Annotated in this window: 23 protein-coding genes; 21 read left to right on the top strand and 2 right to left on the bottom strand. The window is 72.2% G+C overall.

Features of this window, described 5'->3' with window-relative positions:
* The first annotated feature begins 144 nt into the window (after positions 1-144).
* From ACLIN4_RS06310 to nusB, 4 genes are all read left to right on the top strand, one after another.
* Entirely contained in the window at positions 145-1110 is a 966-nt protein-coding gene (locus ACLIN4_RS06310; RefSeq protein WP_107480245.1) for a Pro-rich N-terminal domain-containing protein, read from the top strand.
* Between the two features lie 187 nt (positions 1111-1297).
* A complete protein-coding gene (locus ACLIN4_RS06305) occupies positions 1298-2404 on the top strand; it encodes an aminopeptidase P family protein (RefSeq protein ID WP_100049752.1) in 1107 nt (368 codons plus the stop codon).
* 68 nt (positions 2405-2472) lie between these two features.
* Positions 2473-3039 carry an elongation factor P gene (gene efp / locus ACLIN4_RS06300; RefSeq protein ID WP_019325077.1) on the top strand — a complete coding sequence of 189 codons (567 nt, stop codon included), beginning with the start codon at positions 2473-2475 and terminating at the stop codon, positions 3037-3039.
* A gap of 2 nt (positions 3040-3041) precedes the next feature.
* Entirely contained in the window at positions 3042-3470 is a 429-nt protein-coding gene (gene nusB / locus ACLIN4_RS06295) for a transcription antitermination factor NusB (RefSeq protein ID WP_019325076.1), read from the top strand.
* A 219-nt stretch (positions 3471-3689) separates the two neighbouring features.
* Here the strand turns inward: nusB and bldD are convergent, their stop codons facing one another.
* Positions 3690-4193: a transcriptional regulator BldD gene (gene bldD, locus ACLIN4_RS06290; protein WP_019325075.1), complete on the bottom strand. Its 504-nt coding sequence runs from the start codon at positions 4191-4193 to the stop codon at positions 3690-3692.
* Positions 4194-4492: 299 nt separating this feature from the next.
* Here bldD and pyrR point away from each other — a divergent pair, with 299 nt between their 5' ends.
* From pyrR to ACLIN4_RS06220, 14 genes are all read left to right on the top strand, one after another.
* On the top strand, positions 4493-5086 hold the full coding sequence (gene pyrR / locus ACLIN4_RS06285; protein WP_289911518.1) for a bifunctional pyr operon transcriptional regulator/uracil phosphoribosyltransferase PyrR: 594 nt from the start codon (positions 4493-4495) through the stop codon (positions 5084-5086).
* Positions 5087-5200: 114 nt separating this feature from the next.
* On the top strand, positions 5201-6181 hold the full coding sequence (locus tag ACLIN4_RS06280; protein ID WP_100048621.1) for an aspartate carbamoyltransferase catalytic subunit: 981 nt from the start codon (positions 5201-5203) through the stop codon (positions 6179-6181).
* Positions 6182-6185: 4 nt separating this feature from the next.
* Positions 6186-7472: a dihydroorotase gene (locus ACLIN4_RS06275; protein ID WP_107479245.1), complete on the top strand. Its 1287-nt coding sequence runs from the start codon at positions 6186-6188 to the stop codon at positions 7470-7472.
* Positions 7469-8035 (top strand): hypothetical protein, encoded by a 567-nt coding sequence (locus ACLIN4_RS06270; protein ID WP_411575563.1) that lies wholly within the window; start codon positions 7469-7471, stop codon positions 8033-8035. The genes ACLIN4_RS06275 and ACLIN4_RS06270 overlap by 4 nt, the downstream gene beginning before the upstream one ends.
* Complete coding sequence (carA, locus tag ACLIN4_RS06265) at positions 8032-9174, top strand: glutamine-hydrolyzing carbamoyl-phosphate synthase small subunit (RefSeq protein ID WP_107479246.1); 1143 nt, start codon at positions 8032-8034, stop codon at positions 9172-9174. The genes ACLIN4_RS06270 and carA overlap by 4 nt, the downstream gene beginning before the upstream one ends.
* Entirely contained in the window at positions 9167-12475 is a 3309-nt protein-coding gene (gene carB, locus ACLIN4_RS06260) for a carbamoyl-phosphate synthase large subunit (protein ID WP_107479247.1), read from the top strand. Before carA ends, carB begins: the two co-directional genes overlap by 8 nt.
* 62 nt (positions 12476-12537) lie before the next feature.
* Positions 12538-13644: a quinone-dependent dihydroorotate dehydrogenase gene (locus ACLIN4_RS06255; RefSeq protein WP_411576739.1), complete on the top strand. Its 1107-nt coding sequence runs from the start codon at positions 12538-12540 to the stop codon at positions 13642-13644.
* Positions 13641-14486 (top strand): orotidine-5'-phosphate decarboxylase, encoded by an 846-nt coding sequence (gene pyrF, locus ACLIN4_RS06250; RefSeq protein ID WP_107479249.1) that lies wholly within the window; start codon positions 13641-13643, stop codon positions 14484-14486. Before ACLIN4_RS06255 ends, pyrF begins: the two co-directional genes overlap by 4 nt.
* A 232-nt stretch (positions 14487-14718) precedes the next feature.
* On the top strand, positions 14719-15042 hold the full coding sequence (locus tag ACLIN4_RS06245) for an integration host factor (RefSeq protein ID WP_003977346.1): 324 nt from the start codon (positions 14719-14721) through the stop codon (positions 15040-15042).
* Positions 15043-15079: 37 nt separating this feature from the next.
* Complete coding sequence (gmk, locus tag ACLIN4_RS06240; protein WP_107479250.1) at positions 15080-15673, top strand: guanylate kinase; 594 nt, start codon at positions 15080-15082, stop codon at positions 15671-15673.
* A gap of 51 nt (positions 15674-15724) precedes the next feature.
* Positions 15725-15997, top strand: a complete 273-nt coding sequence (gene rpoZ / locus ACLIN4_RS06235) for a DNA-directed RNA polymerase subunit omega (RefSeq protein WP_003977348.1) — start codon at positions 15725-15727, stop codon at positions 15995-15997.
* A 127-nt stretch (positions 15998-16124) separates the two neighbouring features.
* Positions 16125-17327 (top strand): bifunctional phosphopantothenoylcysteine decarboxylase/phosphopantothenate--cysteine ligase CoaBC, encoded by a 1203-nt coding sequence (gene coaBC, locus ACLIN4_RS06230; protein WP_289911470.1) that lies wholly within the window; start codon positions 16125-16127, stop codon positions 17325-17327.
* A gap of 240 nt (positions 17328-17567) precedes the next feature.
* Positions 17568-18776 (top strand): methionine adenosyltransferase, encoded by a 1209-nt coding sequence (metK, locus tag ACLIN4_RS06225; RefSeq protein ID WP_073730792.1) that lies wholly within the window; start codon positions 17568-17570, stop codon positions 18774-18776.
* 443 nt (positions 18777-19219) lie between these two features.
* A complete protein-coding gene (locus ACLIN4_RS06220; protein ID WP_289911467.1) occupies positions 19220-21370 on the top strand; it encodes a primosomal protein N' in 2151 nt (716 codons plus the stop codon).
* Positions 21371-21490: 120 nt separating this feature from the next.
* On the opposite strand, the gene ACLIN4_RS06215 is transcribed toward ACLIN4_RS06220, so the two are convergent.
* Positions 21491-22042 carry a hypothetical protein gene (locus ACLIN4_RS06215; protein ID WP_100048629.1) on the bottom strand — a complete coding sequence of 184 codons (552 nt, stop codon included), beginning with the start codon at positions 22040-22042 and terminating at the stop codon, positions 21491-21493.
* Positions 22043-22373: 331 nt separating this feature from the next.
* Between ACLIN4_RS06215 and fmt the strand changes: the two genes are divergently transcribed.
* The 3 genes from fmt to rpe all read left to right on the top strand — a co-directional run bounded on the left by fmt (position 22374) and on the right by rpe (position 25645).
* A complete protein-coding gene (gene fmt / locus ACLIN4_RS06210; protein WP_289911464.1) occupies positions 22374-23306 on the top strand; it encodes a methionyl-tRNA formyltransferase in 933 nt (310 codons plus the stop codon).
* 80 nt (positions 23307-23386) lie between these two features.
* Positions 23387-24796 carry an RsmB/NOP family class I SAM-dependent RNA methyltransferase gene (locus tag ACLIN4_RS06205; RefSeq protein ID WP_100046395.1) on the top strand — a complete coding sequence of 470 codons (1410 nt, stop codon included), beginning with the start codon at positions 23387-23389 and terminating at the stop codon, positions 24794-24796.
* Positions 24797-24958: 162 nt separating this feature from the next.
* The gene (gene rpe, locus ACLIN4_RS06200; RefSeq protein WP_043375173.1) at positions 24959-25645 is read left to right on the top strand and encodes a ribulose-phosphate 3-epimerase; all 687 of its coding nucleotides are present in this window, start codon (positions 24959-24961) and stop codon (positions 25643-25645) included.
* The last annotated feature ends 69 nt before the right edge of the window (positions 25646-25714 follow it).

Raw genomic sequence — 25714 nt, 5'->3', positions numbered from 1 at the left:
CCGATTCGCCCTGCGCGACGGGCACTTCGGACCGCCCCCGGCCGTTCACCAAACGACGGCCGGGGGCGGTACCGTTCGGTAGCAGCGGGCGGTCACCCCCCCGCTGTCAGCGCCCATCGCCTGTACGAGACGGAGTGGCACCGGATGCAGCACGCAGTGGGTTCTCCGCTGCCGCCGCCCCCTCAGCCGGGGCACGGACCGGCCGTCGGCTGGTCCCCGGCCGCACACCACCCGGGCCCGCACCAGGGGCCTGTCCCGGTATCGCCGCGCGTGGCGCCGGGGCGCCCCGTGCAGGTGCCGCCCCCGCCCCCCGTGGCCCCTCAGCACGCCCAGGGCCCGCAGCAAGTTCCGGGCCCCCAGCAAGTTCCGGGCCCGCAGCACGCTCCAGGCCCCCAGCACGCTCCGGGTCCGCACCAGGCGCAAGGGCCGCACGCCTCCACCGCCCCCGTACCGCCCCCTGCGGACACCACCGGCCACGTTCCGCTGCCGCCCGGGGCTCCCGTGGCCGTGCCCAGCGTGCCGCCGGCCGCGACGGCCCTGCCCGACCCCACCACGGCCACCCTCGCGGTACTGCTCATCGGCCCCGCGGGCGCGGGCAAGACCAGCGTCGCCAAGTACTGGGCGGACCACCGGCGGGTGCCCACCGCGCACATCAGCCTCGACGACGTACGCGAATGGGTCCGCTCCGGCTTCGCCGACCCGCAGACCGGGTGGAACGAAAACAGCGAGGCGCAGTACCGCCTCGCCCGCCGCACCTGCGGCTTCTCCGCACGCAACTTCCTCGCCAACGGCATCTCCTGCATCCTCGACGACGCGGTCTTCCCGGACCGCCCGGTCGTCGGCCTCGGCGGCTGGAAGCGGCACGTCGGACCCGGCCTGCTCCCGGTGGTCCTCCTGCCGGGCCTGGACATCGTCCTGGAGCGCAACGCCGAACGCAGCGGCAACCGGCGCCTCACCGACGAGGAGGTCGCCCGCATCCACGGCCGCATGGCGGGCTGGTACGGATCCGGCCTCCCGATCATCGACAACTCCCAGCTCGACGTACCGGAAACGGCCAGGGTCCTGGACGAGGTCCTGTCCCGCTCGATAGCCAGCCCGCCTGCCTGGTAAGCGCGGGAAGGCATCCGGGCCAGGGGGCGCGGGGCAGTTTCGGTCCGCGGATCCGCCGCGGGGCGCGAGACGCCCCACCGGCGGCCGGACGCCACTCGGCACCGGCCCCAACCCGGTTGGCGCACCGGGCGTGCTCACTCGGCCCTCCCGAGCGGCGCCCCCCGAGCGCAGCTCATACGCTCGGTTCATGTCACAGGTGTACGCGGCCCGCCGGACGCGCCTACGAGAACGCTGCAACGCGGGCGGCAGCGCGGCGGCGCTCGTCTCCCGGCCCGCCAACGTGCGCTATCTCGCGGGGGCCGCCCCGCACGGCGCGGTACTGCTCCTGGGCAAGACCGAGGACCTGCTGGTCTGCTCCGCCCCGCCGGACGACCGGCCGACTGAGGGAAGGCCCGACGACTCGCTGCCGGTGCGCGCCTTGCCCGGTCCCGGCGGCGACCCGGCCGTCGCGGCCACCGGGCTCGCGGCCGCCCAGGGCGCCGAGTCCCTCGCCACCGAGGACCACCACCTCACCGTGGTCCGGCACCGCGCCATGCGCTCGGTCGCCCCACGACTGCGGCTGACCGACCTCGGCCAGGCGGTCGAACAGCTCCGGGTGGTCAAGGACGAGGAGGAGATCTCCTGCCTGCGCATCGGCGCCGAGATCGCCGACCAGGCCCTCGGTGAGCTGCTGGAGTCCATCCTGGTGGGCCGCACCGAGCGGCACCTCGCCCTGGAGCTGGAGCGCCGCCTGGTGGACCACGGCGCCGACGGCCCCGCCTTCCCCACGTCCGTCGGCACCGGCCCGAACTCGGGGCGCCGCGGCCACCGTCCCACCGACCGGCGCGTGGAGGAGGGCGACTTCCTCTCCGTCTGCCTGGGCGCCACCTACCGCGGCTACCGCTGCGAGATCGGCCGCACGTTCGTCATCGGGACCTCGCCGGCCGACTGGCAGATCGAGCTGTACGACCTCGTCTTCTCCGCCCAGCGGGCCGGTCGGGAGGCCCTCGCACCCGGTGCGGCCTGCCGGGACGTGGACCGCGCCGCCCGCCAGGCACTGGACTCGGCCGGGTACGCTGAGCACCTTCCCGCCCTCACCGGTCACGGGGTCGGACTCGAAATCGACGAGGACCCGCAGTTGGCCCCCGCGGCCATGGGTAAACTGGACGCTTGTGTGCCGGTCACCGTCGAACCGGGGGTCCACCTCCCGGGCCGGGGCGGGGTCCGGATCGATGACACGCTCGTCGTGCGCCCCGAGGCGGACGGCGGACCCGAGCTACTCACCATCACGACCAAGGAGCTGCTCGCGCTCTAGCCTTCGCGCTGGGCGCATGCCTGCACCGGGGTCGTCCACGTCAGTCCAGTCCAGGAGATTCCGCAACCGTGGCTTCCACGAACGACCTCAAGAACGGCATGGTGCTCAAGCTCGAAGGCGGCCAGCTCTGGTCCGTCGTCGAGTTCCAGCACGTCAAGCCCGGCAAGGGCCCGGCCTTCGTGCGCACCAAGCTCAAGAACGTGCTTTCCGGCAAGGTCGTCGACAAGACCTTCAACGCCGGCGTCAAGGTCGAGACGGCCACTGTCGACAAGCGTGACATGCAGTTCTCGTACATGGACGGCGACTACTTCGTCTTCATGGACATGGAGACCTACGACCAGCTGCACATCGACCGCAAGGTCGTCGGCGACGCCGCCAACTTCCTGATCGAGGGCTTCGAGGCCACCGTCGCGCAGCACGAGGGCGAGGTGCTCTTCGTCGAGCTGCCCGCCGCCGTCGAACTGACCATCCAGGAGACCGAGCCGGGCGTCCAGGGCGACCGCTCCACCGGCGGCACCAAGCCCGCCATCCTGGAGACCGGTCACCAGATCAACGTCCCGCTCTTCATCACCACCGGTGAGAAGATCAAGGTCGACACCCGCACGAGCGACTACCTCGGCCGGGTGAACAGCTAACCGTGGCTGCCCGCAACACGGCCCGCAAGCGCGCCTTCCAGATCCTCTTCGAGGGCGATCAGCGCGGCGCCGACGTCCTGACGGTCCTCGCCGACTGGGTCCGGCACTCCCGGTCCGACACCCGGCAGCCGCCGGTGAGCGAGTACACGATGGAGCTGGTCGAGGGCTACGCCGAGCGCGCCGAGCGCGTCGACGAGCTCATCGCCCAGTACTCGGTCGGCTGGACGCTCGACCGGATGCCGGTCGTCGACCGCAACATCCTGCGCCTGGGCGCGTACGAGCTGATCTGGGTCGACGAGACCCCGGACGCCGTCGTCCTGGACGAGATGGTGCAGCTGGCGAAGGAGTTCTCCACGGACGAGTCGCCCGCCTTCGTCAACGGTCTGCTCGGCCGGCTCAAGGAGCTCAAGCCTTCGCTGCGCCGCGACTAGCTCCGCAAGCGCCGCAGGACGCGGCGCCCCAGGGGTGCGGTGGGGGAGCGGCCGCGGCTTGTCCGCGGCCGGTCGCGCCCGAGCGGCGGCAGCCGCGGAGCCGACCGAGCCCCGCGCCCCTGGCGGCGCTGAGCCCCACGACGTGACAAAACCGCCGGGGGGGGGAACCGATCGGTTCCCACCACCCCGGCGGCACGTTTCTGCTGAGACTCCTGCGGCTCAGATGTCCTCGTGGGACGCCACCGCGCGGCGCGCGTCCGCGTCCAGGACGCCCCAGCTGATCAGCTGCTCGGTCAGGACCGAGGGCGACTGGTCGTAGATGACGGCGAGTGTGCGCAGGTCGTCCTGGCGGATCGAGAGCACCTTGCCGTTGTAGTCACCGCGCTGCGACTGGATCGTGGCCGCGTAGCGCTGGAGCGGGCCCGCCTTCTCGGCCGGCACCGTGGCCAGCCGCTCCAGGTCCAGGACCAGCTTCGGCGGCGGCTCGGCGGCACCGCCCGGGGTGGTGCCCGGGAGCAGCTCCTGCACGGGAACGCCGTAGAAATCCGCCAGCTCGGCGAGGCGCTGCACGGTCACGGCGCGGTCGCCGCGCTCGTACGAACCGACCACGACGGCCTTCCAGCGGCCCTGGGACTTCTCCTCGACACCGTGGAGGGAAAGGCCCTGCTGGGTGCGGATGGCCCGGAGCTTGGCCCCGAGCTGTTTGGCGTATTCGCTGGACATATGGCTCCCCGGACAAGGTGTCGACGCGGTCTGCACAGGTGCGCACCCGCGCGGCTGGTAACTCACTGTGAGGTTACGCAGCGTTACTCTCCTGCGTCAAGCCGAATGGTCCGCACCGACTCTTCCGTGGTATTCGCCTTCCATTGCTCCGACCGGGTGATACCGGGGTGTCGGAAGGGTGACGCGGGAGCATTGAGGGGGTCGCGTCGGCCGCTCTGTGAGCCTGATACCGTGGGTGACGCACATCCCGACGTCCTTTAAGGTCCGTCCCGTGAGGCGGAGAAGGAGGTCCGTTTCGTATGGACAAGCAGCAGGACGCGCCCTCGGGCGCGCAAACCGATGCGCGGCCCGTTCTCGAGGGTCCCGACATCGCCCGGGTCCTGACCCGCATCGCCCACGAGATCGTCGAACGCGCCAAGGGCGCCGACGACGTGGTGCTCCTCGGCATCCCGACCCGGGGCGTCTTCCTCGCCCGGCGGCTCGCCGACAAGCTCGAGCAGATCACCGAGCGCAAGATCCCGGTCGGCTCGCTCGACATCACCATGTACCGCGACGATCTGCGCATGCACCCGCCGCGTGCCCTGGCCCGCACCGAGATCCCCGGTGACGGCATCGACGGCCGCCTGGTCGTCCTCGTCGACGACGTGCTCTTCTCCGGCCGCACCATCCGCGCCGCCCTCGACGCGCTGAACGACATCGGCCGCCCGCGCGCGGTGCAGCTCGCCGTCCTCGTCGACCGCGGCCACCGCGAACTGCCCATCCGCGCCGACTACGTCGGCAAGAACCTCCCGACGTCGCTGCGGGAGACGGTCAAGGTCCAGCTCGCCGAGGAGGACGGTCGCGACACCGTGCTGCTCGGTGCCAAGCCGGCCTCCCCGGGCGCCCACCCGTAGCACCCCGCGTACGCGCCCAGCCGTGCCGTACGCCTGCTCGGTGTGCCCGCACGCACGCCCGGCCGCCCGAATTATCCCGCTCTTCCGCATGAATCGCCCTACGGAGCCTGACAGATGCAGCGTCATCTCATCTCGGCCGCCGACCTCACCCGCGACGACGCCGTCCTGATCCTCGACACCGCCGAGGAGATGGCCCGGGTCGCCGACCGGCCGATCAAGAAACTGCCGACCCTGCGCGGCCGGACCGTCGTCAACCTCTTCTTCGAGGACTCGACGAGGACCCGGATCTCCTTCGAGGCCGCCGAGAAGCGCCTGTCGGCGGACGTCATCAACTTCACCGCCAAGGGCTCCAGCGTCTCCAAGGGCGAGTCCCTCAAGGACACCGCCCAGACCCTGGAGGCCATGGGGGTCGACGCCGTCGTGATCCGGCACGGCGCCTCCGGCGCCCCCTACCGCCTGGCCACCTCCGGCTGGATCGACGCCCACGTCATCAACGCCGGTGACGGCACCCACCAGCACCCCACCCAGGCCCTGCTGGACGCCTTCACCATGCGCCGCCGCCTGGTCGGCCGCGACGCCGGCCTCGGCAAGGACCTGGACGGACGCCGGATCACCCTCGTCGGCGACATCCTGCACAGCCGTGTCGCCCGCTCCAACGTCGACCTGCTGCACACCCTGGGCGCCGAGGTCACCCTCGTCGCCCCGCCCACCCTGCTGCCGGTCGGCGTCGAGACCTGGCCCTGCGAGGTCTCCTACGACCTCGACTCCACGCTGACCAAGTCCGACGCGGTGATGCTGCTGCGCGTGCAGCGCGAGCGCATGAACGCCGCGTTCTTCCCCACCGAGCGCGAGTACTCCCGCCGCTACGGCCTCGACGGCGACCGCATGGCGAAGATGCCCGACCACGCCATCGTGATGCACCCCGGCCCGATGGTCCGCGGCATGGAGATCACCGCCGAGGTCGCCGACTCCGACCGCTGCACCGTCGTCGAGCAGGTCACGAACGGCGTCTCCGTCCGCATGGCCGTCCTCTACCTGCTGCTCGGCGGCAACGAACCCGCCGTGACCCACGCCCGCCCCACCGAGGAGAAGTAAGAAGATGAGCAAGACCCTGATCCGCGGTGCGAAGGTGCTCGGCGGCGAGCCGCAGGACGTGCTGATCGACGGCGCGACGATCGCCGAGGTCGGCACCGGGCTGTCCGCCGAGGGCGCCGAGGTGGTCGAGGCCGACGGCAAGGTGCTGCTGCCCGGCCTGGTCGACCTCCACACCCACCTGCGCGAGCCCGGCCGCGAGGACTCCGAGACCGTGCTGACCGGCACCCGGGCTGCGGCGAGCGGCGGCTACACCAACGTCTTCGCCATGGCCAACACCTTCCCGGTCGCCGACACCGCCGGCGTCGTCGAGCAGGTCTGGCGGCTCGGCCAGGAGTCCGGCTACTGCGACGTGCAGCCCATCGGCGCCGTCACCGTCGGTCTGGAGGGCGCCAAGCTCGCCGAGCTGGGCGCCATGCACGAGTCCGCGGCCGGCGTCACCGTCTTCTCCGACGACGGCAAGTGCGTCCACGACGCCGTGATCATGCGCCGCGCCCTGGAGTACGTGAAGGCCTTCGGCGGCGTCGTCGCCCAGCACGCCCAGGAGCCCCGGCTCACCGAGGGCGCCCAGATGAACGAGGGCGTCGTCTCCGCCGAGCTGGGCCTCGGGGGCTGGCCGGCCGTCGCCGAGGAGTCGATCATCGCGCGGGACGTGCTGCTCGCCGAGCACGTCGGCTCCCGCGTCCACATCTGCCACCTGTCCACCGCGGGCAGCGTCGAGATCGTCCGCTGGGCCAAGTCCCGCGGCATCGACGTCACCGCCGAGGTCACGCCGCACCACCTGCTCCTCACCGACGAGCTGGTCCGCTCCTACAACCCGGTCTACAAGGTGAACCCGCCGCTGCGCACCGAGCGTGACGTGCTGGCCCTGCGCGAGGCGCTCGCCGACGGCACGATCGACATCGTCGCCACCGACCACGCCCCGCACCCGCACGAGGACAAGGACTGCGAGTGGGCCGCCGCCGCCATGGGCATGGTCGGCCTGGAGACCGCGCTGTCGGTGGTCCAGGAGACCATGGTGGACACGGGCCTGCTGGACTGGGCCGGCGTCGCCGACCGCATGTCCTTCAAGCCCGCCAAGATCGGACAGGCCACCGGACACGGCCGTCCCGTCTCGGCTGGTGAGCCCGCCAACCTCACCCTCGTCGACACGGCATACCGTGGCCAGGTGGACCCCGCGGGCTTCGCCTCGCGCAGCCGCAACACCCCCTACGAGGGGCGTGAGCTGCCGGGCCGTGTGACGCACACGTGGCTGCGGGGCAAGGCCACGCTCGTCGACGGGAAGCTCACGTGACACCTGTAATCCTGCTGGCCGCCGAGAAGGAATCGGCGGAAGTGACCGACTGGGCCGCCCGCATCGGCTGGGTCGTCGGCCTCGGCCTGTTCGTCGCGCTCGTCTACTGGCTGATGCGCGAGGGCTGGAAGTGGCGCAGCACCCTCCAGGGCGACCTGCCCGAGCTGCCCAGCGCGCCGGACGCCCCCGGCCCGGTGAAACTGAGCCTGAGCGGTCGCTACCACGGCTCCACCAGCGCCGGGCAGTGGCTGGACCGCATCGTGGCGCACGGCCTGGGCACCCGCAGCCGGGTCGAGCTCACGCTGACGGACGCGGGCCTGGACGTCGTACGCCCCGGCGCGAACGACTTCTTCGTCCCCGTCGCCGCGCTGCGCGAGGCCCGGCTCGACAAGGGCATCGCCGGCAAGGTGCTCACCGAGGGCGGCCTGCTGGTCGTCACCTGGGAGCACGGCGACAAGCTGATCGACTCCGGCTTCCGCTCCGACCACGCGGCCGAGCACAACGAGTGGGGCGAAACACTGAACGACATGATCAACAAGACGGAAACGGAAGGCGCACGATGACGACCTCCACCCGGGGAGCCGGCAAGGCTCCCGCCGTACTCGTCCTGGAGGACGGCCGGATCTTCCGCGGCCGAGCCTACGGGGCCGTGGGGGCCACGTTCGGCGAAGCCGTGTTCTCCACCGGCATGACCGGTTACCAGGAGACCCTCACCGACCCGTCGTACCACCGCCAGGTGGTCGTGATGACCGCCCCGCACGTGGGCAACACCGGCGTCAACGACGAGGACATGGAGTCCAAGAAGATCTGGGTCTCCGGCTACGTCGTCCGCGACCCCGCCCGCGTGCCCTCCAGCTGGCGCTCCCGCCGCACGCTGGACGACGAGCTGGACGCCCAGGGCGTCGTCGGCATCTCCGGCATCGACACCCGCGCCCTCACCCGCCACCTGCGCGAGCGCGGCGCCATGCGCGTCGGCATCTTCAGCGGGGAGGCCATCCAGGACGACGCCGCGCTGCTGGCCCGCGTCCAGGAGGCCCCGGAGATGAAGGGCGCCGACCTCTCCGCCGAGGTCGCCACCACCGAGGCGTACGTCGTCCCGGCGATCGGCGAGAAGAAGTTCACCGTCGCCGCCGTCGACCTCGGCATCAAGGGCATGACCCCGCACCGCATGGCCGAGCGCGGCATCGAGGTGCACGTGCTGCCCGCCACGGCGACCGTCGAGGACGTCTACGCCGTCAACCCCGACGGTGTCTTCTTCTCCAACGGCCCCGGCGACCCGTCCACCGCCGACCACCCCGTCTCCGTCATGCGGGGCGTCCTGGAGCGCGGCACCCCGCTCTTCGGCATCTGCTTCGGCAACCAGATCCTCGGCCGCGCCCTCGGCTTCGGCACCTTCAAGCTGAAGTACGGCCACCGCGGCATCAACCAGCCCGTGCAGGACCGTACGACCGGCAAGGTCGAGGTCACCGCGCACAACCACGGATTCGCCGTCGACGCCCCGCTCGACAAGGTCTCCGACACCCCCTACGGCCGCGCCGAGGTCTCCCACGTCTGCCTCAACGACAACGTGGTGGAGGGCCTCCAGCTCCTCGACAAGCCGGCCTTCAGCGTCCAGTACCACCCCGAAGCGGCGGCCGGCCCGCACGACGCCGCCTACCTGTTCGACCGCTTCGTTTCCCTGATGGAGGGCCAGCGTGCCTAAGCGCACCGATATCCAGTCCGTCCTGGTCATCGGCTCCGGCCCGATCGTCATCGGCCAGGCCGCCGAGTTCGACTACTCCGGCACCCAGGCGTGCCGGGTCCTGAAGGCCGAGGGCCTTCGGGTCATCCTCGTGAACTCCAACCCGGCGACGATCATGACCGACCCGGAGATCGCCGACGCCACCTACGTCGAGCCGATCACTCCCGAGTTCGTCGAGAAGATCATCGCCAAGGAGCAGCCCGACGCCCTGCTGCCCACCCTGGGCGGCCAGACGGCGCTCAACACGGCCATCTCGCTGCACGAGAACGGCGTCCTGGAGAAGTACGGCGTCGAGCTGATCGGCGCCAACGTCCAGGCGATCCACAAGGGCGAGGACCGCGACCTGTTCAAGGAGGTCGTCGAGGAGGTCCGCAAGAAGATCGGCCACGGCGAGTCCGCCCGGTCCTACATCTGCCACTCCATGGACGACGTCCTCAAGGGCGTCGAGGAGCTGGGCGGCTATCCGGTCGTCGTCCGCCCGTCCTTCACCATGGGCGGCGCCGGCTCCGGCTTCGCCCACGACGAGGAGGAGCTGCGCCGCATCGCCGGACAGGGCCTCACCCTCTCGCCGACCACCGAGGTCCTCCTGGAGGAGTCCATCCTCGGCTGGAAGGAGTACGAGCTGGAGCTGATGCGCGACAAGAACGACAACGTCGTGGTCGTCTGCTCCATCGAGAACTTCGACCCCATGGGCGTCCACACCGGCGACTCGATCACCGTCGCGCCCGCGATGACGCTCACCGACCGCGAGTACCAGGTGCTGCGCGACGTCGGCATCGCGATCATCCGCGAGGTCGGCGTCGACACCGGCGGCTGCAACATCCAGTTCGCGGTGAACCCCGAGGACGGTCGCGTGATCGTCATCGAGATGAACCCGCGCGTCTCGCGCTCCTCGGCGCTCGCCTCCAAGGCGACCGGCTTCCCGATCGCCAAGATCGCCGCGAAGCTCGCCGTCGGCTACACGCTGGACGAGATCCCGAACGACATCACGCAGGAGACCCCGGCCTCCTTCGAGCCCACGCTCGACTACGTGGTCGTCAAGGCCCCGCGCTTCGCCTTCGAGAAGTTCCCGAGCGCCGACTCCACCCTCACGACCACCATGAAGTCGGTCGGCGAGGCCATGGCCATCGGCCGCAACTTCACCGAGGCCTTCCAGAAGGCGCTGCGCTCGCTGGAGAAGAAGGGCAGCCAGTTCACCTTCGTCGGCGAGCCGGGCGACAAGAAGGCGCTGCTGGAGGAGGCCGTCCGGCCCACCGACGGCCGCATCAACGCCGTCATGCAGGCCATCCGCGCGGGCGCCACGCCCGAGGAGGTCTTCGAGTACACGAAGATCGACCCCTGGTTCGTCGACCAGCTCTTCCTGATCAAGGAGACCGCCGACGAGCTGGCCGCCGCGCCCGAGCTGACCGCCGACCTGCTCGCCGAGGCCAAGCGGCACGGCTTCTCCGACCAGCAGATCGGCGAGATCCGCGGCCTGCGCGAGGACGTCGTCCGCGAGGTGCGGCACGCGCTCGGTATCCGCCCGGTCTACAAGACGGTCGACACCTGCGCCGCCGAGTTCGCCGCGAAGACGCCGTACTTCTACTCCTCCTACGACGAGGAGACCGAGGTCGCGCCCCGCGAGAAGCCGGCCGTCATCATCCTGGGCTCCGGCCCCAACCGCATCGGCCAGGGCATCGAGTTCGACTACTCCTGCGTCCACGCCTCCTTCGCGCTGAGCGACGCCGGGTACGAGACCGTGATGGTCAACTGCAACCCGGAGACCGTCTCCACCGACTACGACACCTCCGACCGGCTGTACTTCGAGCCGCTCACGCTGGAGGACGTCCTGGAGATCGTCCACGCCGAGCAGCAGGCCGGCCCGGTCGCGGGCGTGGTCGTGCAGCTCGGCGGCCAGACCCCGCTGGGCCTGTCCCAGGCGCTCAAGGACAACGGCGTGCCGATCGTCGGCACCTCGCCCGAGGCCATCCACGCCGCCGAGGACCGCGGCGCCTTCGGCCAGGTCCTCAAGGAGGCGGGCCTGCCCGCCCCCAAGCACGGCACCGCCACCACCTTCGCCGAGGCCAAGGCCATCGCCGACGAGATCGGCTACCCGGTCCTCGTCCGCCCCTCCTACGTCCTCGGCGGACGCGGCATGGAGATCGTCTACGACGAGACCCGGCTGGAGGCGTACATCGCCGAGTCGACCGAGATCAGCCCGTCCCGGCCGGTCTTGGTCGACCGCTTCCTGGACGACGCGATCGAGATCGACGTCGACGCCCTCTACGACGGCGAGGAGCTGTACCTCGGCGGCGTCATGGAGCACATCGAGGAGGCCGGCATCCACTCCGGCGACTCGGCGTGCGCCCTGCCCCCGATCACGCTCGGCGGCTTCGACATCAAGCGGCTGCGCGCCTCCACCGAGGGCATCGCCGCGGGCGTCGGCGTGCGCGGCCTGATCAACATCCAGTTCGCGCTGGCCGGGGACATCCTCTACGTCCTGGAGGCCAACCCGCGCGCCTCGCGCACCGTGCCCTTCACCTCGAAGGCGACCGCGGTGCCGCTCGCGAAGGCCGCCGCCCGCATCTCGCTGGGCGCGACCATCGCCGAGCTGCGCGCCGAGGGCCTGCTCCCGGCCAACGGCGACGGCGGCACGCTCCCGATGGACGCGCCGATCTCCGTCAAGGAGGCCGTGATGCCGTGGTCCCGCTTCCGGGACATCCACGGCCGCGGCGTCGACACGGTCCTCGGCCCGGAGATGCGCTCCACCGGCGAGGTCATGGGCATCGACTCCGTCTTCGGCACGGCGTACGCCAAGTCGCAGGCGGGTGCGTACGGCCCGCTGCCGACCAAGGGACGGGCGTTCATCTCGGTCGCCAACCGCGACAAGCGTTCGATGATCTTCCCGGCCCGCGAGCTGGTCGCCCACGGCTTCGAGCTGCTCGCCACCTCCGGCACCGCCGAGGTCCTCAAGCGCAACGGCATCAACGCCACGGTCGTGCGCAAGCAGTCCGAGGGCACCGGCCCGAACGGCGAGAAGACCATCGTCCAGCTCATCCACGACGGCGAGGTCGACCTCATCGTCAACACCCCGTACGGCACCGGCGGCCGCCTCGACGGCTACGACATCCGTACGGCGGCCGTGGCCCGCTCCGTGCCGTGCCTGACGACGGTCCAGGCGCTGGCGGCGGCGGTCCAGGGCATCGACGCCCTCAACCACGGCGACGTGGGAGTGCGCTCGCTCCAGGAACACGCGGAATTCCTGACCGCGGCCCGCGACTAGCAGCCCCGAGGGGGACACCGGAAACGGTGTCCCCCTCTTCATGAGGCTTCATGAGGACACCCATGTACAAAACCTTCTTCTTGCTCGTCTTCAAGCGGATGGACCCGGAGCGGGCGCACCACCTCGCCTTCCGCTGGATCCGCCTCGCCGTGCGCGTGCCCGTCCTGCGCACCTTCGTCGCGGCCGTGCTCGCGCCCCGCCACAAGGAGCTGCGCACCGAGGCGTTCGGCCTGCGCATGCACGGCCCCTTCGGACTGGCCGCCGGCTTCGACAAGAACGCCGTCGCCATCGACGGCATGGCCATGCTCGGCTTCGACCACGTCGAGATCGGGACCGTGACGGGGGAGCCGCAGCCCGGCAACCCCAAGAAGCGGCTGTTCCGGCTGGTGAGCGACCGTGCGCTGATCAACCGCATGGGCTTCAACAACGACGGCTCCCTGGCCGTCGCCGCCCGCCTGGCCTCCCGCACGCCCGTGTTCAAGACGGTCGTCGGCGTCAACATCGGCAAGACCAAGGTCGTCCCGGAGGAGGAGGCCGTCGGCGACTACGTGAAGTCCGCCGAGCGCCTCGCCCCGCACGCCGACTACCTCGTGGTCAACGTCTCTTCCCCGAACACACCCGGCCTGCGCAACCTCCAGGCGACCGAGGCGCTGCGCCCGCTGCTGACCGCCGTGCGCGAGGCCGCCGACCGCGCGGTCACCGCGCGGCGCGTCCCGCTCCTGGTCAAGATCGCCCCGGACCTCGCCGACGAGGACGTCGACGCGGTCGCCGACCTGGCCGTGGAGCTGGGCCTGGACGGCATCATCGCCACCAACACCACCATCGCCCGCGAAGGACTCGGCCTGACGTCCTCGCCGGCCCTGGTCCAGGAGACCGGCGGTCTGTCCGGCGCTCCCCTCAAGGCACGTTCCCTGGAGGTGCTGCGCCGCCTCTACGCGCGCGTGGGCGACCGGATCACCCTGGTGGGCGTCGGCGGCGTCGAGACCGCCGAGGACGCCTGGCAGCGCATCCTGGCCGGGGCCACGCTGGTCCAGGGCTACAGCGCGTTCATCTACGAGGGGCCCTTCTGGGGACGGGCCGTCCACAAGGGGCTCGCCGCGCGCCTGCGGCAGAGCCCGTACGCCACCCTCGCCGACGCGGTCGGCGCCGACGTGAGGAAGAACGCATGACGGTACTCGAGCCCTTCGGTGCGCGCCTGCGCCGTGCCATGGACGAACGCGGGCCGCTGTGCGTCGGTATCGACCCCCACGCCTCCCTGCTCTCCGAGTGGGGCCTGAACGACGACGTGGCCGGTCTGGAGCGCTTCAGCCGCACCGTCGTGGAGGCCGTGGCCGACCGGGTGGCGGTCCTCAAGCCGCAGAGCGCCTTCTTCGAACGTTTCGGCTCGCGCGGCGTCGCCGTCCTGGAGAAGTCGGTGGAGGAGGCGCGGGCGGCCGGCGCGCTGGTCGTCATGGACGCCAAGCGCGGCGACATCGGCTCCACCATGGCCGCGTACGCCGAGTCCTTCCTGCACAAGGGCGCGCCGCTGTTCTCGGACGCGCTGACCGTCTCCCCGTACCTCGGCTACGGCTCCCTGAAGCCGGCCGTCGACCTGGCCCGCGAGAACGGCGCGGGACTGTTCGTGCTGGCGCTCACCTCCAACCCGGAGGGCGCCGAGGTCCAGCACGCGGTGCGGGCCGACGGGCGGAGCGTCGGGGCGACGATGCTGGCGCACCTGGCCGCGGAGAACGCGGGGGAGACCCCCCTGGGCTCCTTCGGCGCGGTCGTCGGCGCCACACTCGGCGACCTCTCGTCGTACGACCTGGACGTCAACGGGCCGCTCCTCGCGCCCGGCATCGGTGCCCAGGGTGCGACGCCGGCGGACCTGCCGGGGGTGTTCGGGGCGGCGGTGCGCAACGTCGTGCCGAACGTCAGCCGGGGTGTTCTTCGTCACGGCCCGGACGTGACCGCGCTGCGGAACGCGGCGGACCGCTTCTCCGACGAGGTCAGGACCGCGGTGACGGCCGCCTAGGCTTCCAGACCTTGGATACATCCTCAAATCCGAGGCAATATGTCTGAAATGTCTAGCCTGACGGAGGCTGACCAGGACTTTTCCGCCGTTCTCGCTGACTCTGGCGGAGTTGACCGCTAGTCTCCGTCGAGAGTCCTCGGGCAAGCGTGTTGCCCGCGACTCCCCAGGTGTGGGGCGACTAGGTTCCTCACCGGTCCGTATCCGACAGTTCGACATCCGAGGTGACGTAGGCGTGGCTCTTCCGCCCCTTACCCCTGAACAGCGCGCAGCCGCGCTCGAAAAGGCCGCCGCGGCTCGCCGGGAGCGGGCCGAGGTCAAGAATCGACTCAAGCACTCCGGCGCCTCCCTCCACGAGGTCATCAAGCAGGGCCAGGAGAACGACGTCATCGGCAAGATGAAGGTCTCCGCCCTCCTCGAGTCCCTGCCGGGCGTGGGCAAGGTCCGCGCCAAGCAGATCATGGAGCGGCTCGGCATCTCCGAGAGCCGCCGTGTGCGGGGCCTCGGTTCCAACCAGATCGCCTCCCTGGAGCGCGAGTTCGGCAGCACCGGCAGCTGAGTCCGGACCACTCCGGAACAACTGGAATAATCGCCGCATGGCTGCAACATCCCGGGGGACGACCCCCGTGCCCCCGGAATCACGTCCGCGGCTGACCGTGCTCTCCGGCCCCTCGGGGGTCGGCAAGAGCACGGTCGTCGCCCATATGCGCAAGGAACACCCCGAGGTCTGGCTCTCGGTGTCGGCGACGACCCGCAAACCTCGTCCCGGTGAGCGGCACGGAGTCCACTACTTCTTCGTCACCGACGAGGAGATGGACAAGCTGATCGCCAACGGCGAGCTGCTGGAGTGGGCCGAGTTCGCCGGCAACCGCTACGGCACGCCGCGTGCGGCCGTACTGGAGCGCCTGGAGGCCGGTGAGCCGGTGCTCCTGGAGATCGACCTCCAGGGCGCGCGGCAGGTCCGGGAGTCCATGCCGGAGGCCCAGCTCGTGTTCCTGGCCCCGCCCTCCTGGGAGGAGCTGGTGCGCAGGCTCACCGGCCGGGGTACCGAGCCGCCGGAGGTCATCGAGCGCCGCCTCGCCGCCGCCAGGGTCGAACTGGCGGCCGAGCGGGAGTTCGACCGGACCCTGGTCAACACCTCCGTCGAGGACGTGGCGCGCGAGCTGCTAGCCTTGACGAACGTCGTGTGATCGTTACCGGTCACTGTGACTGAATCTTTCCCATCCATCGGAAGGTAGAGCGTGTCCTCTTCCATCTCCGCGCCCGAGGGCATCATCAACCCGCCGATCGACGAGCTCCTCGAGGCCACGGACTCGAAGTACAGCCTCGTGATCTACGCGGCCAAGCGGGCCCGCCAGATCAACGCGTACTACTCGCAGCTCGGCGAGGGTCTCCTCGAGTACGTCGGTCCGCTCGTCGACACCCACGTCCACGAGAAGCCGCTCTCGATCGCCCTGCGCGAGATCAACGCGGGTCTGCTGACCTCCGAGGCCATCGAGGGTCCGGCGCAGTAACACCGGCGGTAGTATTTTCAGCCTGAAGCTGACTTATCCACAGGCCCGGCAGCCCGACTGTCGGGCCTGTGGTGTGTGATGGGTCGTACGCGCTGCCCGAGCGCGTCATCCGAGCCGGGGAGAGACGGTGGAAAAGCCCAAGGTCGTTCTGGGGGTCAGCGGCGGGATCGCCGCGTACAAGGCCTGTGAGCTGCTGCGCAGGCTCACGGAGTCGGGGCACGAGGTCCGTGTCGTCCCCACCGCCTCCGCGCTGCACTTCGTCGGCGCCGCCACCTGGTCCGCCCTGTCCGGCAACCCGGTGTCGACCGAGGTGTGGGACGACGTCCACCAGGTCCCGCACGTGCGCATCGGCCAGCACGCCGACCTCGTCGTCGTCGCCCCGGCCACCGCCGACATGCTGGCCAAGGCCGCCCACGGCCTCGCCGACGACCTCCTCACCAACACCCTGCTCACGGCCCGCTGCCCGGTCGTCTTCGCCCCCGCCATGCACACCGAGATGTGGGAGCACCCGGCCACCCAGGAGAACGTGGCGACGCTCCGCCGCCGGGGCGCGGTCGTGATCGAGCCGGCCGTCGGCCGCCTCACCGGCGTCGACACCGGCAAGGGCCGGCTGCCCGACCCGGGGGAGATCTTCGAGGTATGCCGCAGGGTCCTCGCCCGCGGTGTGCGCGAGCCCGACCTCGTCGGCCGGCACGTCGTGGTCAGCGCCGGCGGCACCCGGGAGCCCCTCGACCCGGTCCGCTTCCTCGGCAACCGCTCCTCCGGCAAGCAGGGCTACGCCCTGGCCCGCAGCGCCGCCGCGCGGGGTGCCCGGGTCACCCTCGTCTCGGCGAACGCGTCGCTCCCGGACCCGGCCGGCGTGGACGTCGTCCCGGTCGGCACCGCCGTGGAGCTGCGGGAGGCCGTGCTGCGCGCCGCGACGGACGCAGACGCCGTCGTCATGGCCGCGGCGGTCGCGGACTTCCGCCCGGCGACGTACGCCGCCGGGAAGATCAAGAAGAAGGACGACCAGGAGCCCGCGCCGATCACCCTGGTGCGTAATCCGGACATCCTCGCGGAGATCGCCGGCGACCGCGCGCGCTCCGGGCAGGTGATCGTGGGCTTCGCCGCCGAGACCGACGACGTCCTCGCCAACGGCCGCGCCAAGCTGAAGCGCAAGGGCTGCGACCTGCTCGTGGTGAACGAGGTGGGGGAGCACAAGACCTTCGGTTCCGAGGAGAACGAGGCGGTCGTCCTCGGTGCCGACGGCAGCGAGACCCCGGTGGCACACGGCCCGAAGGAAGCGCTGGCCGAAACCGTGTGGGACCTCGTGGCGGAACGGCTGGGCTGAATGACTCATTCACTCCACGGACCTCGCCGACCCCGCGTATTCGAGCGTGGCGACCCTGGCCAAGGGCGCTCCGTTCTGGGCAGAATGCCCGTGCCGCAGGTCACAGCCCTTCCGAGAGGCGAGACGGGTGGGCCCGTGGCGGAGTGCGACCGATAAACTGTTCTCGGACGTCGCCGGGTGCAGCTCCCCGCGCCGTCCACCAATGATCAGCCAGCAGCCGCTGCAACCCCAGGGAGCGTTGTGTCCCGTCGCCTGTTCACCTCGGAGTCCGTGACCGAAGGTCACCCCGACAAGATCGCTGACCAGATCAGCGACACCATTCTCGACGCGCTTCTGCGTGAGGACCCGACCTCCCGGGTCGCCGTCGAAACCCTGATCACCACCGGACTGGTGCACGTGGCCGGCGAGGTCACCACCAAGGCCTACGCGGACATCGCCAACCTGGTCCGCGGCAAGATCCTGGAGATCGGCTACGACTCCTCGAAGAAGGGCTTCGACGGCGCCTCCTGCGGCGTCTCCGTCTCGATCGGCGCGCAGTCCCCGGACATCGCGCAGGGTGTCGACACGGCCTACGAGAACCGGGTCGAGGGCGACGAGGACGAGCTGGACCGCCAGGGCGCCGGCGACCAGGGCCTGATGTTCGGCTACGCGTCCGACGAGACGCCCACGCTGATGCCGCTCCCGGTCTTCCTGGCGCACCGCCTGTCCAAGCGCCTGTCCGAGGTCCGCAAGAACGGGACCATCCCCTACCTGCGCCCGGACGGCAAGACGCAGGTCACCATCGAGTACGACGGCGACAAGGCCGTCCGGCTCGACACGGTCGTCGTCTCCTCGCAGCACGCCAGCGACATCGACCTGGAGTCGCTGCTCGCCCCCGACATCAAGGAATTCGTCGTCGAGCCCGAGCTCAAGGCGCTGCTGGACGACGGCATCAAGCTCGACACGGAGAACTACCGCCTCCTGGTCAACCCGACCGGCCGCTTCGAGATCGGCGGCCCGATGGGCGACGCCGGTCTGACCGGCCGGAAGATCATCATCGACACCTACGGCGGCATGGCCCGCCACGGCGGCGGCGCCTTCTCCGGCAAGGACCCGTCCAAGGTCGACCGCTCCGCCGCGTACGCGATGCGCTGGGTGGCGAAGAACGTCGTCGCCGCGGGCCTCGCCTCCCGCTGCGAGGTCCAGGTCGCCTACGCGATCGGCAAGGCCGAGCCGGTCGGTCTCTTCGTGGAGACCTTCGGCACCGCCAAGATCGACGCCGAGAAGATCGAGAAGGCGATCGACGAGGTCTTCGACCTCCGCCCGGCCGCCATCATCCGCGACCTCGACCTGCTCCGCCCGATCTACGCCCAGACCGCGGCCTACGGTCACTTCGGCCGTGAGCTGCCCGACTTCACCTGGGAGCGCACCGACCGCGTGGAGGCGCTGCGGCAGGCGGCGGGGCTGTAGCACCCCGGGGCGCCACCGCAGTCCGCGCCGGACGGCACGTCGACGAAGCCCGGTGATCCCGATGGGGACGCCGGGCCTCGGCGTGTCCGGGGACCCGCGCCGCAAATCGTTCGCGGGGCCCCGACGCACCCGTCTACGCTGATCACCCTCCCGGTGCGCAGGCCGCGGGTACTTCCGATGGAGCGCGCCTCGTCGCGCGCGGTGAAATGGGAAACACGTGACCGCTGCCACCCTGATCTCGGGAGGACGACACGACGCGCGTCCGGTGCGGAGGCGACGGGTACTTCGGGGCGCTGAGCCCCCGCGGGTTCGAATCCCGTCGCCGGTCGGCCGAGGCCGGCCGGCGTGGCCGAGTGGTCCAAGGCGCAGTCGCACCGTCGCCGGTGAGACGGTGAGAACTCGGGCGCCGTCGGTTGTCAGTGGTCTTTGGTAAGAATGCAGGCGTGAGCAGCGAGAACGAACCGACGGGCGGTGGCGCGGGGGACGCGCCGCCCGAGCAGCTCGCGCTCATCCGGGAGAGCGTGCGCCGGGCGAAGGCGCCACGGGCCAAGCCGCGGACCTGGCGCGGAGCGGCCCTCGCCAAGGAGCTGCCCGTCGCCCGGGTCCTCGTCGACAAGGGCGTGCTCCACCTCGACCGGTACTTCGACTACGCCGTGCCCGAGGAGCTCGACGCCGACGCCCAGCCCGGCGTGCGGGTGCGGGTGCGGTTCGGGGCGGGCCGGCACCGGGTGCGGGACGGGCGGCGCGAGGGCGGGGGACTCGTCGACGGGTTCCTGATCGAGCGGCTCGCCGAGTCCGACTACTCGGGTCCCCTGGCCGCGCTGGCCCAGGTCGTCTCGCCCGAGCCGGTGCTCGACGGGGAGTTGCTGGGACTCGCGCGGGCGGTCGCGGACCGTTACGCGGGCAGCCTCGCCGACGTCCTGCAACTCGCCGTACCGCCGCGCAGCGCGCGCGCCGAGAAGCGGACGTCACCGGACCCGCTGCCCCCGCCACCGGTGCCGGATCCGGGGTCCTGGGCGCGGTACGAACAAGGGGCGGCGTTCGTGGCGGCCCTCGCCTCGGGGGGCGCGCCGCGCGCGGTGTGGAACGCGCTGCCCGGCCCGCAGTGGGCCGAAGAGCTGGCGCGGGCCGTCGCGGCGACGCTGGCCTCCGGACGGGGCGCGCTCGTCGTCCTGCCCGACGGACGGGCGGTAGCCCGCGCCGACACCGCGCTGACCGCCGTGCTCGGCGAGGGACGGCACGCGGTGCTCACCGCCGACGCGGGACCCGAGAAGCGGTACGCGCAGTGGCTCGCGGTGCGCAGGGGGTCCGTACGGGCGGTGGTGGGAACCCGGGCCGCCATGTTCGCGCCGGTGCGGGACCTCGGGCTGGTCGCCCTCTGGGACGACGGCGACGACAGCCACAGCGAGCCGCACGCCCCGCAGCCGCACGCGCGCGAGGTGCTGCTGCTGCGCGCCGCCCAGGACCGGTGCGCCTTCCTGCTGGGCGGCTGGAGCTGCACCGTGGAGGCCGCCCAGCTCGTGGAGACCGGCTGGGCCCGGCCGCTGGTCGCCGCACGCGAGCAGGTGCGGGCCGCCGCCCCGCTGGTGCGGACCGTGGGGGACCAGGACCTCGCCCGGGACGAGGCCGCACGGGCCGCGCGGCTGCCGACCCTCGCCTGGCAGGCCGTCAGGGACGGGCTGCGGCACGGCCCGGTGCTCGTGCAGGTGCCCCGGCGGGGCTACGTGCCGCGGATGGCGTGCGCCTCCTGCCGGACGCCCGCGCGGTGCCGGCACTGCTCGGGGCCGCTGGAGGGCCAGGAGTCCGGGTCCGCCCTGCGGTGCGGATGGTGCGGGCGCGAGGAGGGTGCCTGGCACTGCCCGGAGTGCGGGGCCTTCCGGCTGCGCGCACAGGTCGTCGGGGCGCGGCGCACCGCCGAGGAACTGGGACGGGCCTTCCCGGCCGTGCCCGTGCGCACCTCCGGGCGCGAGCACGTGCTGGACACCGTGTCCGAGGCTCCCGCGCTGATCGTGAGCACGCCGGGCGCCGAACCCGTCGCCGAGGGCGGATACGCGGCGGCCCTGCTGCTCGACGGCTGGGCGATGCTCGGGCGGCCCGACCTCCACGCCGGTGAGGACGCGCTGCGGCGCTGGCTGGCCGCCGCCGCGCTGGTGCGTCCGCAGAGCGCCGGGGGCACCGTCGTCGCGGTCGCCGAGCCGACGCTGCGGCCGGTGCAGGCGCTGGTGCGCTGGGATCCCGTCGGCCACGCGCTGCGGGAGCTGGCCGAGCGGGCCGAGCTCGGATTCCCGCCGGTCTCCAGGATGGCGGCCGTGGCGGGTCCGCCTCAGGCGGTGGCCGACTTCCTGGGCGCCGTCGAACTGCCCGGCGAGGCCGAGGTGCTCGGTCCCGTGCCGCTGCCGGTCACGGCCGCGGGGCGTCCGCGCCGGGTTGGCGCGCCGCCGCCGGGCGAGCACTGGGAGCGTGCGCTGGTCCGGGTGCCGCCGGGGCGCGGGGCGGCGCTGGCCGGTGCGCTGAAGGCCGCCCAGGCGGCGCGGATGGCGCGGGGGAGCGACGCGGCGGTGTGGGTGCGGATCGATCCGCCCGACATCGGGTGAGGCGTGGGCAGGCCGTGGTGAGCGGTGTGCGCGTGCTGTGAGGCGTGCGTGCGACGGCCCTCCGGTTCCCGGGGCGGGAGACGGAGGGCCGGTGAGTCGTCGCGGACCGGTCGGTGCGGCTCAGCCGTTGCGCGGGCCGGGGAAGGCCGTGGGCCGGACGTCGTCGCGCAGGGCCGGGCTGCCCGCCGTCGGCTGGGTCGGCATCGAACGGGCCGCGGGGACGGTGGGCACGGCGGGCAGGACCGAGCCCACGTTGACCGGGCGGGTGGCCGCCGGCTCCGGTGCGTGCTCGGTGGTCTCGGCGGCGGGCGCCGTCTGGGCGGCCGCGCGGCGGGAGCCGTAGCGGCGGTGAACGGCCTGCTTGGTGACGCCGAGCGCGGAGCCCACCGCGTCCCACGAGAAGCCGAGCGAGCGGTCGAAGTCCACGGCGGCCGTGACCAGGGTCTCGACACTGTCCCGCAGCTCCTGGGCGAGACGGACCGTCGGGGCGGGGGCGCGCCCGTAGACGACGAAGCCCGTGGAGGGGCCGGAGCGCCGCGGGCGGTAGACGTTGCCCAACTGGGCGGTGAGGGTGCGCAGTGCGTCCACCTGCCGGCGGACCCGCTCGATGTCCCGCACCAGCAAGTGCAGGCTGGCCCGAGCCTGGGCGTCGTGGGTTGCGTGGTCGGCCATGAACAAGCCTCTCGAACCGGCGTTGAAAGGAATCGGGCCGCGCGGGCGGCCCGGTGGTCAACTCTTTCTTGACCAACGCGTGGGCGCTCCGCTGGTCACGGGGTGGGGGCGCGGTGGCATATGCGTGCGCCTGGTCGGGCGGGGTGTGCGCCTCGACCTTCGGCCGTCGGCGCTCTTCCTTCTCCCACTCGCGCACCGCCCGTTTCCAGCCGGTCGAGAGGCCGGGGTCTGCCGTGGGGGTGCTTCGTCGTCGGCGGCTGCCCGTGGTCTCCGGGCTCGTAGACTGGTGCGTCGCCCGCATCCGCCCCCGCCCGAGAGGCCCGTCCCACCCATGAAGCTCGTCTTCGCCGGTACCCCCGAGGTCGCCGTTCCCGCCCTGGACGCTCTGATCGCCTCCGGGCGCCACGAGGTGGCCGCCGTCGTCACGCGGCCCGACGCTCCGGCCGGGCGTGGTCGTCGGCTGGTCGCCTCTCCCGTGGCCGAGCGGGCGGAGGAGGCCGGGATCGAGGTGCTCAAGCCCGCCAAACCGCGTGACCCGGAGTTCCTGGAGCGGCTGCGCGAGATCGCGCCGGACTGCTGCCCCGTCGTCGCCTACGGGGCGCTGCTGCCCCGCGTCGCCCTCGACGTGCCCGCCCAGGGCTGGGTCAACCTGCACTTCTCGCTGCTGCCCGCCTGGCGCGGGGCCGCGCCCGTGCAGCACGCGCTGATGGCGGGCGACGAGATCACCGGGGCGTCCACCTTCCTGATCGAGGAGGGCCTGGACTCCGGCCCCGTGTACGGCACGGTCACCGAGACCGTCCGCCCCACCGACACCAGTGGCGACCTGCTGACCCGGCTCGCCTTCGCCGGTGCCGGGCTGCTGGCGGCCACCATGGACGGCATCGAGGACGGCAGCCTGAAGGCGGTGCCGCAGCCGTCCGAGGGTGTCACCCTCGCCCCGAAGATCACCGTCGAGGACGCCCGGATCGACTGGTCCGCCCCGGCGCTGCGCGTGGACCGGGTGGTGCGCGGCTGCACCCCCGCCCCCGGCGCCTGGACCACCTTCCGGGGCGAGCGGCTCAAGCTCGTCCAGGCCGTGCCGGTCCCCGACCGCGCGGACCTCGCCCCCGGGCAGCTCGCCGCCGGCAAGAACAACGTGTACGTCGGCACCGGCTCGCACGCCGTCGAGCTGCTGTGGGTGCAGGCCCAGGGCAAGAAGCCGATGCGCGCCGCCGACTGGGCGCGCGGCGTGCGGATCGCCGAGGGCGAGCAGCTCGGCGGCTGACCTGCGCCTCCGCGTCACCGCTCACCGGCCCGGCGTACGCTGGTGAGCGCACTTCACCCCACACCCGGAGCACCTTTTTCGTGAGCGAGCAGCCCCGCCGTCCCCGCAAGCCGTACCGCAGGCCCCAGAAGGACCCCGTCCGCATCCTCGCCTTCGAGGCGCTCAGGGCCGTGGACGAGCGGGACGCGTACGCCAACCTCGTGCTGCCGCCGCTGCTGCGCAAGGCCCGGGAGAAGGGGGACTTCGACGCGCGGGACGCGGCGCTCGCCACCGAGCTGGTGTACGGGACGCTGCGCAGGCAGGGGACGTACGACGCGATCGTCGCCGACTGCGTCGACCGGCCGCTGCGCGAGGTCGACCCGCCGGTGCTGGATGTGCTCGGCCTCGGCGTGCACCAGCTGCTCGGGACGCGTATCCCGAGCCATGCCGCCGTGTCCGCCACCGTCGAGCTGGCGCGGGTCGTGCTCGGTGACGGGCGGGCCAAGTTCGTCAACGCCGTGCTGCGCAAGGTCGCGCGGGACGATCTCGACGGGTGGCTGGAGCGGGTCGCCCCGCCCTACGACGAGGACCCCGAGGATCACCTCGCCGTGGTGCACTCGCACCCCCGCTGGGTCGTCTCGGCGCTGTGGGACTCGCTCGGCGGCGGCCGGGCCGGCATGGAGGAGCTGCTGGCCGCGGACAACGAGCGCCCCGAGGTCACCCTGGTCGCCCGCCCCGGCCGGGCCACCCGCGACGAGCTGCTCGCCGAGGAGGCCGCCGTGCCGGGCCGCTGGTCCCCGTACGCCGTGCGCCTGAGCGAGGGCGGCGAGCCCGGCGCCGTCGACGCGGTACGCGAGAACCGGGCCGGCGTGCAGGACGAGGGCAGCCAGCTCGTCGCCCTGGCCCTGGCCAACGCGCCCCTGGACGGCCCGGACCGGCGCTGGCTGGACGGGTGCGCCGGGCCCGGCGGGAAGGCCGCGCTGCTCGGCGCCCTGGCCGCCGAACGAGGTGCCTTCCTGCTCGCCTCCGAGAAGCAGCCGCACCGGGCCGGGCTGGTGGCCAAGGCTCTGGACGGCAACCCGGGTCCGTACCAGGTGATCACCGCCGACGGCACGCGCCCGGCATGGCGCCCGGGCAGCTTCGACCGCGTCCTGGTCGACGTGCCGTGCACCGGCCTCGGTGCCCTGCGCCGCCGCCCCGAGGCCCGCTGGCGCCGCCGCCCGGAGGACCTGGACGGATTCGCTCCGCTCCAGAGGGCCCTGCTGCGCAGCGCCCTCGAGGCCGTCCGGGTCGGCGGTGTCGTCGCCTACGCGACCTGCTCGCCGCACCTCGCCGAGACCCGCGCGGTCGTCGCCGACGTACTGAAGCAGTTCCCCGACACCGACCTCATCGACGCCCGTCCCCTCCTCCCCGACGTTCCCGACCTGGGCGAGGGCCCCGACATCCAGCTCTGGCCCCACCTCCACGGCACCGACGCGATGTACCTCGCCCTGATCCGCCGCACCGCGTAGACGCGGGCCCACACCGTCACCGCCAGGGGCGCGGGAAACCGCGCGCCCAGCCCCCACTCACCCGCGCCCGGCGAACAACCGCACTCCCCGGGGCCCGCTGCGACCGACCCCCCACCGGGACCGATGCCGCCCACCCCCGGAGGGCATGGCAGTCTTGGGGGCATGGCCGCGCAGATCAACCCCAGCATCCTGTCCGCCGACTTCGCCCGCCTCGCGGACGAGGCCAAGGCGGTCCAGGGAGCCGACTGGCTCCACGTCGACGTCATGGACAACCACTTCGTCCCCAACCTCACCCTCGGCGTGCCGGTAGTGGAGTCGCTGGCCCGGGCGACGGACACCCCGCTGGACTGCCACCTGATGATCGAGGCCCCCGACCGCTGGGCCCCCCAGTACGTGGAGGCGGGCGCCGGTTCCGTCACCTTCCACGTCGAGGCGGCCACCGCCCCCGTGCGGCTCGCCCGCGAGATCCGCGCCAAGGGGGCACGCGCCTCCATGGCGCTGCGCCCGGCGACGCCGATCGAGCCGTACGAGGATCTGCTCCCCGAGCTCGACATGCTGCTGATCATGACGGTTGAACCGGGCTTCGGCGGGCAGGCGTTCCTCGACATCATGCTGCCGAAGATCCGCCGCACCCGTGAGCTGATCAAGAAGCACGGTCTGGAGCTCTGGCTCCAGGTCGACGGCGGTGTGTCGGCATCGACGATCGAGCGGTGCGCCGACGCCGGCGCCGACGTCTTCGTCGCGGGTTCCGCCGTGTACGGGGCGTCCGACCCGGCCGAGGCGGTACGTGCACTGCGCAACCGGGCCGACGCGGCCACCGCCAAGGCGTCCTGGGCGTGCGACCACTGAGGAACAGAACGTGAACGGCTCCCATCAGGGCTGATCAAGCGCGCCGAATCTGCAAGGATGAACGGCGAA

It is taken from the genome of Streptomyces mutabilis (assembly GCF_046628145.1).
In the GTDB taxonomy this organism is placed as follows: Bacteria; Actinomycetota; Actinomycetes; order Streptomycetales; family Streptomycetaceae; genus Streptomyces; species Streptomyces mutabilis.
Note: the sequence above shows the minus strand (reverse complement) of the source record. Positions and strands in the feature narration are given on the sequence as shown.

What these genes read in the sequence shown, in the direction of transcription:
- ACLIN4_RS06275 (WP_107479245.1), top strand. Translation starts at nt 6,186, where the DNA reads ATGAGCAAGACCCTGATCCGCGGTGCGAAGGTGCTCGGCGGCGAGCCG.
- bldD (WP_019325075.1), bottom strand. Translation starts at nt 4,193, where the DNA reads ATGTCCAGCGAATACGCCAAACAGCTCGGGGCCAAGCTCCGGGCCATC.
- pyrF (WP_107479249.1), top strand. Translation starts at nt 13,641, where the DNA reads ATGACGGTACTCGAGCCCTTCGGTGCGCGCCTGCGCCGTGCCATGGAC.
- ACLIN4_RS06305 (WP_100049752.1), top strand. Translation starts at nt 1,298, where the DNA reads ATGTCACAGGTGTACGCGGCCCGCCGGACGCGCCTACGAGAACGCTGC.
- gmk (WP_107479250.1), top strand. Translation starts at nt 15,080, where the DNA reads ATGGCTGCAACATCCCGGGGGACGACCCCCGTGCCCCCGGAATCACGT.
- ACLIN4_RS06255 (WP_411576739.1), top strand. Translation starts at nt 12,538, where the DNA reads ATGTACAAAACCTTCTTCTTGCTCGTCTTCAAGCGGATGGACCCGGAG.
- ACLIN4_RS06215 (WP_100048629.1), bottom strand. Translation starts at nt 22,042, where the DNA reads ATGGCCGACCACGCAACCCACGACGCCCAGGCTCGGGCCAGCCTGCAC.
- pyrR (WP_289911518.1), top strand. Translation starts at nt 4,493, where the DNA reads ATGGACAAGCAGCAGGACGCGCCCTCGGGCGCGCAAACCGATGCGCGG.
- carA (WP_107479246.1), top strand. Translation starts at nt 8,032, where the DNA reads ATGACGACCTCCACCCGGGGAGCCGGCAAGGCTCCCGCCGTACTCGTC.
- ACLIN4_RS06280 (WP_100048621.1), top strand. Translation starts at nt 5,201, where the DNA reads ATGCAGCGTCATCTCATCTCGGCCGCCGACCTCACCCGCGACGACGCC.
- fmt (WP_289911464.1), top strand. Translation starts at nt 22,374, where the DNA reads ATGAAGCTCGTCTTCGCCGGTACCCCCGAGGTCGCCGTTCCCGCCCTG.
- rpe (WP_043375173.1), top strand. Translation starts at nt 24,959, where the DNA reads ATGGCCGCGCAGATCAACCCCAGCATCCTGTCCGCCGACTTCGCCCGC.
- ACLIN4_RS06310 (WP_107480245.1), top strand. Translation starts at nt 145, where the DNA reads ATGCAGCACGCAGTGGGTTCTCCGCTGCCGCCGCCCCCTCAGCCGGGG.